Source organism: Cysteiniphilum sp. GTC20157 (assembly GCF_055396795.1).
Genome location: NZ_AP044698.1, coordinates 443,017 through 455,941 on the forward strand (window position 1 = coordinate 443,017; position 12,925 = coordinate 455,941).

Consider the following 12,925-nt stretch of genomic DNA (forward strand, 5'->3'; position numbering starts at 1 on the left):
ACATTCTAGACGTCTACCTTGTGTGTTGTAAATAAATTCACTGCGAATTGCATTAATTATGTTGCTTTGCAATATTTTTTGTATGATTTAGCGAATATTTTGGTTGGTGTCGCTTAATTTTTTACAAAATCGCTGTTATATTGCTAAGGAAAGATGCTACTCGTGAATCATTTAGCGTTGTTTAATGTCAAGGAAATGCTCGATGGTTTTGAGTTGTTGGGTTGCAGTGAATAGCAAGGGCTGTTAACAACATCAAATGACTTAAAAGAGCGAAGAATTCAATGACAAAAATACTGTCAAATGGTTTGCGGGTGTTCTAAAAGGACTAACTGATTTAAGGAAGGCTTTGCTGCATTAAGAGAAGCGTCACCGTTTAGGGTTGTTGCGGCAAAGAATAGTTAGGGTTGAGCTTTAGAATGCTGGATTAAGTAAGTTAAGATTAAGGAAACGCGCATGATCAAGAAAATCTATAAATCAAGTAAAAAATCTATGCCACCTATCTCGGTAACTGAGCAAGTCGCCTTAGATGCTGGAGACTGTTGGTATGAAAAGCAAGTTTTCCAAGGGTTGCCAGACTTTGACGAGCTGCATCGTTTGCAGAAGTTTCAATTAAATGATGAAGAACAGGCGTTTTTAGATAATGAAACCAATACGCTTTGCTCAATGATTGATGACTGGCAGGTGACGCACGTTGATCGCGATCTACCGGTAGCTGTCTGGGATTTTATTCGTGAAAAAGGTTTTTTTGGATTAGTCATTCGCAAGGAATATGGTGGTAAAGGATTCTCAGCTGCCGCGCATTCTGAAATTGTGATGAAGGTTGCAACCAAAAGTGTTTCAGCTGCGGTGACGGTGATGGTGCCTAATTCGTTAGGACCTGGTGAGTTATTGCATCACTATGGCACGGATGAGCAAAAAGATATGTTCTTACCAAAATTAGCAACCGGTGTTGATATTCCTTGTTTTGCATTAACAGGTCCGACAGCAGGTTCAGATGCTACCTCTTTGCCAGATAAAGGTGTTGTTTGCAAGGGTGAGTATAATGGGCGTGAAGTTCTGGGTATTCGCTTAGAGAATATCAATAAACGTTATATTACCTTGGCACCTATTGCCACTTTAGTTGGCTTGGCATTTCAGTTACATGATCCAGATCAGTTACTAGGAGATACGGGGAAAGAGGGGATTACTTGCGCATTATTGCCGCATGATCATCCGGGGCTTGAAATTGGTAATCGTGCCTATCCATTATCACAAGCTTTTATGAATGGCACAATTCGTGGCAAAGATTTATTTATCCCAATAGATTGGATTATTGGCGGACAGAAAATGGCAGGTGAAGGCTGGCGTATGCTCGTTGAATGTTTGTCAATTGGACGGGCGATATCACTACCTGCATGTGGCACGGCTAATACGTTATTATCAAGTGTTGCAACATCTGCATACAGTATGGTTAGAGAGCAATTCAAATCACCCATTGGTTACTTTGAAGGTGTGGAGGAGAAGCTGGCACAAATGGGTGGTCTTGCCTATCTTGCTAATGCCACAAGACAGTTTACCGTAGCAGCAGTTGATGCAGGTATCAAACCTTCGGTAGCATCTGCTATTTCTAAATACCATTTAACTGAAATGGGAAGAGATGTGCTTAATAACGCAATGGACATCCACGCAGGGCGTGCTGTCATTATGGGACCAAACAATTATTTAGCGCGCGGTTATCAAGCAACACCCGTTGGCATTACGGTTGAGGGTGCCAATATCATGACGCGTAATTTAATGATCTTTGGACAGGGAGCGATGCGTTGCCACCCCTATGTGCGTGATGAATCTGAAAGCTTGATGAATAAAGATGAGAAAGAAGGCTTTGAGCAATTCTCAAAGCTTATGAAAAAACACATCAGTTATATGATTAAAAATACAGCACGCACTTTTTGGTATGGCATCACCTGTGGTGCGACAGCAAAAGGTTATTCATCTAAGTTCAATAAATACTATAAGCGTATCACCCGTTTAAGTACGGTATATGCCTGTGTGAATGATATCGCGCTGGTGAGCTTAGGTGGTGCACTCAAACGCAAAGAGCGCTTATCGGCACGTTTAGGTGATGTGATGAGTTACTTATATATGGCGTGTGCGGTATTGAAATATTATAAAGATAATGGCGAGGTCGCCGCTGATGATGTTTTTGTTAGCTGGAGCTTACAGCATTGTCTATATGAAGCGCAAAATGCGTTATGTGAAATTTTTGCCAATTTCCCGAATAAGGCGTTGGCAGGAACATTGCGTTTTATGGCTTTTCCTTATGGTAAGCCATTTAAAAAGCCCGATGATCGTTTGGATCATAAGCTAGCACAAGCGTTATTGAAAGATGAGAAGACTCGTCAGCGCATGAAATCAATGTGTTATGTGCCAGAGGATGACAAGGATCCGGTAGGACGCGTTGAGATTGCGTATCAAGCAGTGCTTGCCGCAATACCCGTGCAAAAGAAAATCAAAGCAGCAATTAAAGCCGGGACAATACCAAAAGCCAGTTGGACAAATTCGATTGATAAAGCGCGCCAGCATAATATCATTAATGATGATGAGGTAACTTTACTTAAAGATGTGATGAAGCGTGTTAATGATGTGATTCAAACAGATGAGTTCTCACCGTATGCCTTGGGTCCTAAAAATGCGCATCCAGAGTGGCGCGAAGCCTATGAAGCAATGCATAAGATGTCTGAAAAAGGTGAAAAATCAAAGGCAACAGTATAGAGCATGTAAGAGATAAAAAGTCAAAATAAGGAGAATTTGTAAATGAGTGAATTGGAGCAAATAAGCCAATTAGAGCAGAAGTTTAACGAGATGGTGAAAGCTGTGCGTGATGCGACCATTGATTTTAAGCCGGATAATAATCAAAAGCTAAAGTTATATGCCTTTTATAAGCAAGCAACGGTTGGTGATGTTGAAGGCAAATGCCCATCGGTTTTAAAAATGGTGGAACGTGCTAAATGGATGGCGTGGGACTCTATCAAAGGGCAATCAAAAGATCAGGCAATGCGCGGTTATCTGGCGGTTTTTGGACATGAGTTTACTGAATCTGAAGTGCCTAAGTCTAAAGCTCATACTCAAGCGGCGGTTAAGCCTGAACCCTCACAACGCCAGCATGTAGGGATTGAGAAAGTTGCAGTGCTAGGTGCCGGTGTGATGGGGGCGCAAATTGCTGCACACTTTGCTAATGCGCGAATTCCTGTCGTACTTTTTGATTTAAAAGCGAAAGAGGGTGCGCCAAATGCACTGATTGATGGTGCGTTACAGAAACTTACTAAGCTTAATCCCAAACCTTTTGGTTCAGCGCAAGCGGTTAATTATATTACTGCGGCGAATTATGAAGATAATCTTGAATTGATCAAAGACTGCGATTTGATTATTGAGGCAATTGCTGAGCGTATGGATTGGAAAAAAGATTTGTATCACAACATCGCACCTCACGTGGCAAAACACGCGATTATTGCATCTAATACTTCAGGTTTAAGCATTGAGTCATTAACTGAAAGTTTGCCAACGCATTTACATGCGCATTTCTGTGGCGTGCATTTCTTTAATCCACCGCGTTATATGCCGCTGGTTGAGTTGATTCCACATGGTGGCACTAAGGCGGAAGTACTGGATCAACTAGAAACTTTCCTAGTGCAAAAGTTGGGTAAAAGCATTATTCGTGCCAAAGATACGCCAAACTTTATTGCCAATCGTTTGGGTGTTTTCTCAATGTTGGCAACTTGCTATTACACTGAGAAGTTTAATATCCCACTTGAGGTTGTTGATGGTCTAACAGGCAAGAAACTAGGACGCGCGAAGAGTGCAACCTATCGCACGGCAGATGTCGTTGGCTTGGATACTTTTGCCCATGTGGTCGATACGATGAAAAACTCGCTCACAGATGGTTGGGAGAAAGTATATCAGTTACCCAACTGGATCCATGCATTAATTGAACAGGGTGCCTTTGGGCAAAAGACGAAAAAAGGTCTTTATGCCAAAGAGAAAGATGGGCTTAAAGTGCTTGATTTGCAAAGCCAGACTTATCGCTTGTCGGATCAAAAGCCTGATAAAGCAGTCACTGAAATCCTGGGTGAAAAAGACTGGTCAGTGAAGTTGGAAAAATTAAAAAACATGGATCATCCACAAGCGCAATTTTTATGGTCTTGCTTTAGAGATAGCTTTCACTATGCTGCCTGTTTAGTCGGTGATATTTCTAATTATCCAAAAGATATGGATTTAGCGATTCGTTGGGGCTTTGGTTGGAAAGAAGGGATTTTTGAAACATGGCAGCAAGCCGGTTGGCATCAGATTATTGCGTGGATTGATGAAGATATCAAAGCCGGAAAAACGCTTTCAAGCAAGGCTTTACCACAATGGGTGTATGCGCTTGAGGATGGTGTTTATGGTGATAATAAGTCTTTTAGTTTCACTGATAATGCACTCGTTGTGCGTCAAGAGTTACCAGTATACAAGCGTCAGTTACATAAGGACTATGTGCTAGGAGAGCACAGTACTATACCAAGTGTGACCCTATATGAAAATGAAGGCGTGCGCTTATGGAGTCTTGACAATGAGATTGGCATCTTAAGCTTTAAGAGCAAGATGTGCTCCATAGGTGATGCTGTGTTAGCAGGTATCTCTGAGGCGATTAAGATCGCTGAGCGTGAGCTTAAAGGTATGGTTATTTGGCAAGAGAAAGATATCTTCTCGGCAGGTGCCAATCTTGAGGAATTTGGATTTAAATTCATGATGCATGGCAAAGAAGCTGTTTATGAGGTTATTCAAAAAGGTCATCAAGTCATTACCCAAGAATTGCGATATAGCAAAATCCCAGTGGTTGCAGCTGTTAAAGGCTTTGCTTTTGGTGGTGGCTGCGAAACATTGATGCATTGTGATGCAGTGGTTGCGGCACACGAGAGTTATATCGGTCTTGTAGAAGCCGGTGTCGGTATTATCCCTGGTTGGGGCGGTTCAAAAGAGATGGCAAAACGTGCCTCGACTGCCCAAGATCCATGGAAAGACTTTGAGAAGCGCTACAAGAACTTAGCCATGGCGCAAGTCGCAACAAGCGCTTATGAAGCCATTGAGATGGGCTTCTTGCGTGAGAGTGACACGGTGGTGATGAATAACAAAGAAATCCTAAGTGTTGCAATCGAAAAAGCACGATTCTTAGCATATTGCGGTTATCAGCCACCATTGAAGCAAAAAATCAAAGTCTTTGGTGAGGCAGGTATTGCTACCGTTAAAGGGCTTTTGGTTAATATGCGTGATGGCAATCAAATCTCAGCACATGACTACAAGATCGCGACAAATTTAGCGGATGCAATGTGTGGTGGTGAGATCGAGAAAGATACTTATGTTTCGGAAGATTGGCTACTTAAGCGTGAACTTGAAAACTTTGTTGAATTAGCGCTTTCTGAGAAAAGTGCAGCAAGAATGCAGCATATGTTAGAAACGGGTAAACCATTAAGAAATTAATAAGGAGTTTTTAAAAAATGACTGAACAAGCGGTATATATTGTTGCAGCGAAAAGATCAGCTGTTACTAAGGGCAAGCGTGGTGGTTTTGCTAAGAAGCGTCCGGATGATTTATTAGCAGATATTTTAAAGGAAACGGTGAAAGAGTCGGGTATTAATCCTCAAGATATTGGCGATATTGTCATAGGCTGTGCTATGCCTGAGGGTGAGCAGGGTATGAATGTCGCGCGTATCTCAACACTTCTGGCAGGGTTGCCTGATTCGGTGCCTGCTTTTACGATTAATCGTTATTGCAGTTCAGGACTGCAATCGATTGCGATTGCAGCTAATGAGATTGCTAAAGGTAATATGGACGTCGCAGTTGCCGGTGGGATTGAGTCGATGAGCATGATTCCATTTGGTGGTCATAATATTTCATTTAGTAGTGAGATTTTTACCAAAGATGAGAATGTCGCGATTGCCTATGGCATGGGGATTACTGCTGAGAATGTTGCTAAAGATTGGAATATCACACGCCAAATGCAGGATGAGTTTTCATTAAAGAGTCATCAAAAAGCAACGTATGCGATTGAAAATGGATATTTCAATGATGAGATCATCCCCGTTAAGGTACACCATCGTAAACCGGATGAGGCGAAAGCCGAGATTGTTGACAATGAAAAAACGATTAAGATCGATGAGGGTGCACGTAAAGATACATCGATTGAAGCACTAGCTAAGCTTAAACCGGTGTTCGCAACGGGTGGTTCAGTTACGGCTGGTAATAGCTCGCAGGTTTCGGATGGTGCGGGTGCTGTGGTGTTAGTCAGTGAATCTTATTTGAAAAAACATAATCTGACACCTCTTGGGAAGTTCCTAGGATTTGCAGTTGCAGGAGTTCCTGCGCGCATTATGGGGATCGGTCCGATTAAGGCAATTCCAAAAGTGCTTGAGCAAACCAATTTACAATTGGAAGATATCGATTGGTTTGAGTTAAATGAGGCATTTGCCGCACAATCCTTAGCTGTAATCAATGAATTAAAGCTTGATGAGACTAAAGTCAACCCTTGTGGTGGTGCTATTGCTTTAGGACATCCGTTAGGTGCCACAGGTACGGTGTTGACAGTTAAAGCATTGCATGGCTTAAGAAGAACGGGCAAAAAATATGGCATGATCACGATGTGTATCGGTACGGGCATGGGGGCAGCTGGTATTATTGAGGCGTGTTAATATAGGAAGTTATGATAAATATTTTAAGCCATTCTCATCAACAAGATTAATCAGCTTTAAAATAGCACCTTTAGCCTGTCGCGTGCCTTGCTCAAGACTTTTCACCATCGCGGGACTAATGTTAAGAAATTTAGCAAAGACTGCCTGGCTGACGTTTTGACGCTCTCTAATTTCTTTTATATCATTGCCTGTATATTCGTATACGGTTGGCGTTTCTAATTCGGTTAATTCACGCAAGGTTGTTTTGTCAATAATGCCACTGGTGTATAGATCATTTGACAAGTCGTTGATGGTTTCTCTTATGCTGCTCATCATATCACCTCAAATAGTTTTTTATCTGCTATTAACGTTTGCACATCGCTATCACTTAATGACAGTAATATGCTAGACAACTTTTTAAAGTCCACAAGCTCACGCTTTGTGAAGTTTTCTTTTTCATTCTTTTTAAAGCAATGCACCCAGTAGCACACATCGCCATCACTAAAAACAATAATGGTTCGACTGCTGCCGCTTTTGCCTTTATTGTCTGTCGCCACTCTAAGCTTATACAAGCTGCCACCTAATGCGTATCTTTGCTTCCCCAAGTCATCCAGTGAAGCAAAGTAAGTTAATGTTACTTTCAAAGTCTCATCGCTAATATGTTTTGATTCACTTGCAAACTTTTTTATTTTATAATTTTTCATGCTTAAAATAGTTAGCGAAGTAATGCATAGTATTATAATACACTGACACACTTAGTCAATAAACTGGATATGTAAATCATAGAAATAGAGCGCCCATTAAGTGCTACAGGGATGGTGCCGACGGGGTAGGTCATCTTTAAAGTCTTATGGCATCTGCAGCAGTTATATATCACCCATAAATTAATGGCACTACCTTTAGGAGGGTGACTAACCATCCATGGCAGCTCCGCATTGGATCCTCACGCCATCCTGGCTCAGGATGACAAGTCAGAGGCTGTCATTGCGAGCATGGATGCGTGGCAATCCATTTTATCATGGATGATTGATTTAACGTCGTTGCAAAGCCTATATTTACAAGCTACTTCTTAAGGTAGTGCCATTAGCCTATAAACCATCTTACAATATTCTTGTCATTGAATTTTACGCCCTTTTAAGCACTTGAATTTTGCCAATACCAATAGTACTAGCTATTATCTGCAATTCAAGTGCTTAAAAGGATCAGAAACTTCTTTGACATCTAACACCGCAAAATGATTTACAAGCGGTATAAAAATAAAAATCGCCAATTGCCTTTCACAAAAAATTCTTTAGAATAAGGTAACCTCGGACAACGTGAAATTTCAATGATTAATCATCGCGAGCAATTCAAACATATTCAAACAGTTTTACTATTAGGTTCTGGCGGCATCCGCATCTCACAAGCAGGTGAATTTGATTATTCCGGGTCGCAAGCTATCAAAGCATTAAAAGAAGAAGGCATCAAAGTCATCTTGGTTAACCCCAATATTGCGACGATTCAAACCGACCCTGGCATGGCAGATGAGGTTTATTTTGAACCATTAGATTTGGCGCATGTGACCAAAATTATTGAGAAAGAAAAACCTGATGCAATTATGCTAAGCTTCGGCGGGCAAACGGCATTAAACTTGGGTCTTAAGCTCGAAGAAAAGGGTATTTTAGCACTTCATAATGTAAAAGTGCTAGGCAGCTCAGTGCAAACAATCAAAGAAGCAGAAGATCGTGGACTTTTTAAAGATAAATTAGATGAGATTAATGTTAAAACTGCCAAGAGTTTTGTGGCAACAACCTTAGAAGAATCTTTAGCCGCCGCAAAGGAAATTGGCTTTCCATTGATGATGCGTTCAGGCTTCTCATTAGGTGGCTTGGGTTCCGGAATTGTTAAAACAGAAAGCGAGCTTAAGCATCGCGTTACCGAAGTTTTAAATGCTACCTCGCAAGTATTGATCGAAGAGTGTTTGCTAGGATGGAATGAGTTTGAATATGAGATTGTGCGCGATATGGCAGGCAATGTACTGACCGTGTGCAATATGGAAAACTTTGATCCGATGGGAATTCATACCGGTGAAAGTATCGTTGTTTCACCTTCACAGTCCCTTAACAATGAAGAGTATCATCGTTTGCGTAAGATCGCGATTGATGTTGCCAACCACTTTGAGATTATCGGTGAGTGTAATATTCAATATGCGTTTAATCTCGAAACTTCAGATTATCGAGTGATTGAAATTAACCCACGTTTGTCACGTTCATCGGCATTGGCGTCAAAAGCCACAGGTTATCCATTAGCCTTTATTGCAGCGAAGTTGATTTTAGGTTATAACCTACATGAATTACAAAATGCGGTAACCAAGAAAACGTGCGCTTATTTTGAGCCAGCGCTTGACTATATCGTTGTTAAGATTCCACGTTGGGATACACATAAGCTTAAAAAAGCTGAGCGCTTTATAGGTACTGAGATGAAGTCCGTGGGCGAGGTGATGGCGATTGGTCGATCATTCCCTGAAGGCTTGCAAAAGGCTGTAGGTATGCTCAATATTGGTGCGGCGGATTTATCGGACTATCCTTTTGAGATTCCTGATCTTGAGTTGGAGATTGAGCGTGCCACTGACCGGCGTATCTTTGCACTGCATCGCTTTTTTGTTGAAGGCGGTGATATTGAGAAAGCCTATCAACTATCAAAGATCGATAAGTGGTTCTTGAACCATATGCATACGATTGCCAAGATGGAAAACCGCTTAAAGAATGTAAATAATCCATTAACCAAAGAGCTATTAAAAGAAGCCAAAAAACTTGGCTTTTCGGATAAATCGATTGCACGTTTCCGTGAGATGGATGTCCAAGCCTTGCGCGCTTGGCGTATCTCTCAAGGCATTGTGCCTTACGTCAAACAAATTGACACGTTAGCCGGTGAGTTTGAAGCAGAGACCAATTATTTATATATGACCTATCATGGGATTGAGCATGATGTCAAACCTTCTGAAATCAAGGCAAGTTTGATTATTGGCTCAGGTCCTTATAGCATCGGTTCATCCGTTGAATTTGACTGGTGCGGTGTGACGACGGCTCATACTTTAAAGAAACTCGGTGAGTCACCGATTATTGTTAACTCAAACCCTGAAACGGTATCAACCGATTATGATGAGTCTGATCGTTTGTATTTTGAGCAGCTAACATTTGAACGCGTGCAGGATATTGCTGACTTTGAAAACTTAAAAGGCATTGTCGTCTCTGTTGGTGGGCAAATTGCCAATAACCTGGTGGTTCCATTGGCAAGAGCAGGTTATCCGATCTTAGGCACCTCCCCTCAGAATATTAACAAAGCGGAGAATCGTGCGATTTTCTCAACGATGCTCAATGATTTGGGTATTGACCAACCAGAGTGGCAATCGGTGACAACGCTTGAAAAAGCCAAAGAGTTCTCAGATAAGGTCGGTTATCCGATTTTGGTACGCCCATCGTACGTGTTATCGGGGGCGGCAATGAATGTGATCTACTCAGAAGATGCGCTAGAGCAATACTTGGCAGAAGCTACCTCTGTCTCACCTGAGCATCCTGTGGTTATTTCAGATTTTATCAATAATGCCAAAGAGCTTGAAATGGATGGTGTGGCTGAGAATGGTGAAATCGTGATTTATGCGATTTCTGAGCATGTTGAGAATGCCGGTGTTCACTCAGGTGATGCCACGATTGTACTGCCACCACAAAATCTATATTTAGAGACGATTCGTCGTGCTAAGCGCGTTACTAAGAAGATTGTTAAAGCATTAAAGATCTCAGGGCCTTTTAATATTCAATTTATCGCTAAAGATAATAACCTTAAGGTGATTGAGTGTAATCTACGCGCTTCAAGATCCTTCCCGTTTGTCTCAAAAGTTACAGGGCACAATTTTATTGAAATCGCATCTGAAATCATCATGGGTAAATACGAGAAAAAGCGTTATAACACATTGGATCTTGACTATGTCGGTGTTAAAACATCGCAATTTTCGTATAATCGCTTAAAGGGTGCTAACCCAGTTGCTCACGTTGAAATGTCATCCACAGGTGAAGTAGGATGCATTGGTTATGATTTATTAGATGCATTTTATAAGTCATGGCAGGCGACAGAGATGTTTGTTAAGCGCAAGAAAATACTTTTATCCATTGGTGGTGATAAGAAAGTGAAGTTGATGCCTGAGATCAAGCGCTTGCATGAGCAAGGTTGGGAGATATACACCACAACGGGTACACATCAATATTTGAGTGACCTTGGTATTGAAACGAAATTGACGCACAAAATCAGTGAGTCGGAAGCACCAAATGTGGAAACGGTGATTGCAGATCATTGTGTCGATTTGATTATCAATATTCCACGACGCCAGCAACATGTCAGTGATGATAATCTGTCTGATGGTTTTAAGATTCGTCGTCTTGCAATTGATCATCATATTCCATTGATTACTAATTTGCAAATTGCTGAGTTAACGTTACGATCATTGGCTGAATTGCATGATGCACCAATTCACGTTAAATCGTGGCGAGAGTTTATGGAGACTCGTGCTTGATTACATTACAAAATATCTCATTACAGCGCGGCGTAAAGACATTGTTTGATGATGTCAGCTTCGCAATTTATGATAAGCAAAAAATCGGTCTTGTTGGTGCTAATGGCGCTGGCAAGACTTCATTATTTATGCTCTTAGCACAAACGCTGCAAGCAGATCAAGGTGAACTTGAGATTGCCAAGGGCACGCGTATTGTGACGGTTAAACAAGAAGTCGATGATTTAGAAGCCTCGGTTGTTCACTATGTCATGCAAGGCAATGCTGAGTTGCATCAATTAACGATGGCAATGGAGAAAGCATTAGCGGATGAGGCCTATGAAGAGCATGCACAATTTCATGCTGATTTTGAAGCATTAGGTGGCTATCAACTGGAGTCACAAGCCGCTCAACTGTTAGATGGTTTAGGCTTTGAGCCAAAGCAGTTGCATGAGCCGGTGAAGTCTCTATCAGGCGGTTGGCGTATTCGCTTGAACTTAGCGCAAGCTTTATTACAACAAGCCGAAATTCTGCTATTAGATGAGCCCACAAACCACTTAGATTTAGATGCGGTGATGTGGCTTGAGCGTTATTTACAGAATTACCAAGGTGCGATTGTCCTTATCTCACATGATCGAATTTTTCTTGATAATGTCGTTGAGCGTGTTTTATATATTGAAAATAAAGGCATTGATAGTTACACGGGGAACTATTCATCTTTTGAAAAGCAATATCATGAAAAACGCTTGTTACAACAAAAAACGCATGTCAAGCAACAGCAAAAAATTGCGCATTTAGAGAGTTTTGTTAATCGCTTTAAAGCCAAAGCATCCAAGGCAAAACAAGCGCAATCGCGTGTTAAAATGCTCGAGAAAATGCAGCGTATTAAAGCCGTGCATGATAAGCAAAGTTTTAGTTTTAGCTTTGCTGAGAATGCCAAAATGCCCACAGGTAGTTTGTTAACACTTGAAAATGGCGTATTGGGCTATGGTGATAAGATTATTCTAGGTGATCTTAACACTATGATTTTACCAGAGATGCGTATTGGTCTTTTGGGTAAAAATGGAGCCGGTAAATCAACCTTTGTTAAAGGTTTAGTTGGCGATTTGCCATTGTTACAAGGCGAAGCTAAAAAACATCCTAATCTAAAGATTGGTTACTTTGCCCAGCATTCGTTAGATGCCCTTGATTTTAATGCCTCTGCATTAACACATATGAAGCGTTTGGATACGAAAATTACTGAGGAGCAGGCACGCAAGTTTTTAGGTCGATTTAACTTTAGTAATGAAATGGCGTTATCGGCAGTCGGTGGTTTCTCAGGTGGTGAGAAGGCACGCTTGGCGCTTGCATTAATCGTGTATCAAAAGCCTAACTTTTTACTTTTAGATGAGCCGACAAACCATTTAGATATTGAAGTGCGTGAAGCCTTGGCTTATGCATTACAATCTTTTGATGGAGCTTTAGTGTTGATATCGCATGATCGTTATTTACTGGAGAGCACCGTTGATGAATATTGGTTAGTTGATCAAGGGCAGGTGTCTACTTTTGATGGCGATCTAACGGATTATTATCAATATGTGCTTGAGCAAAAGAAAAAAGATAAGCAGAAAGTGATTTCTGACGATGTAGCTAATAAGGATTCAAAAATAGCAGAGATATCAGAGGCGCAAGAAAGGCAAGAAACGCAAGAAATACCAAAAAACAAAAAAGAATCACGCCAGCA

The 12,925-nt window shown here is 41.2% G+C and carries 6 protein-coding genes and 1 pseudogene; 5 read left to right on the forward strand and 2 right to left on the reverse strand.

Annotated features, from left to right (window positions below; genetic code table 11):
• Positions 1-453: 453 nt before the first annotated feature.
• Genes ACZ5V8_RS01960 through ACZ5V8_RS01970 form a run of 3 tightly spaced genes read left to right on the forward strand, consistent with a single transcriptional unit; the run spans position 454 to position 6,701 of the window.
• Positions 454-2,751: an acyl-CoA dehydrogenase gene (locus ACZ5V8_RS01960; protein ID WP_464218136.1), complete on the forward strand. Its 2,298-nt coding sequence runs from the start codon at positions 454-456 to the stop codon at positions 2,749-2,751.
• A gap of 60 nt (positions 2,752-2,811) precedes the next feature.
• Positions 2,812-5,493 (forward strand): acyl-CoA-binding protein, encoded by a 2,682-nt coding sequence (locus ACZ5V8_RS01965; protein ID WP_464218702.1) that lies wholly within the window; start codon positions 2,812-2,814, stop codon positions 5,491-5,493.
• A 17-nt stretch (positions 5,494-5,510) separates the two neighbouring features.
• Complete coding sequence (locus ACZ5V8_RS01970) at positions 5,511-6,701, forward strand: acetyl-CoA C-acyltransferase (protein WP_464218137.1); 1,191 nt, start codon at positions 5,511-5,513, stop codon at positions 6,699-6,701.
• 9 nt (positions 6,702-6,710) lie between these two features.
• Here the strand turns inward: ACZ5V8_RS01970 and ACZ5V8_RS01975 are convergent, their stop codons facing one another.
• On the reverse strand, positions 6,711-7,016 hold the full coding sequence (locus ACZ5V8_RS01975; protein ID WP_464218138.1) for a helix-turn-helix domain-containing protein: 306 nt from the start codon (positions 7,014-7,016) through the stop codon (positions 6,711-6,713).
• Entirely contained in the window at positions 7,013-7,384 is a 372-nt protein-coding gene (locus ACZ5V8_RS01980) for a type II toxin-antitoxin system RelE/ParE family toxin (RefSeq protein WP_464218139.1), read from the reverse strand. The genes ACZ5V8_RS01975 and ACZ5V8_RS01980 overlap by 4 nt, the downstream gene beginning before the upstream one ends.
• A gap of 623 nt (positions 7,385-8,007) precedes the next feature.
• Between ACZ5V8_RS01980 and carB the strand changes: the two genes are divergently transcribed.
• Both carB and ACZ5V8_RS01990 read left to right on the forward strand, forming a co-directional pair.
• On the forward strand, positions 8,008-11,226 hold the full coding sequence (gene carB / locus ACZ5V8_RS01985; protein WP_464218140.1) for a carbamoyl-phosphate synthase (glutamine-hydrolyzing) large subunit: 3,219 nt from the start codon (positions 8,008-8,010) through the stop codon (positions 11,224-11,226).
• Positions 11,223-12,848, forward strand: a pseudogene (locus tag ACZ5V8_RS01990) (ABC-F family ATP-binding cassette domain-containing protein); the annotation flags it as partial. The gene carB and the pseudogene ACZ5V8_RS01990, both read left to right, overlap by 4 nt.
• Positions 12,849-12,925 lie beyond the last annotated feature (77 nt).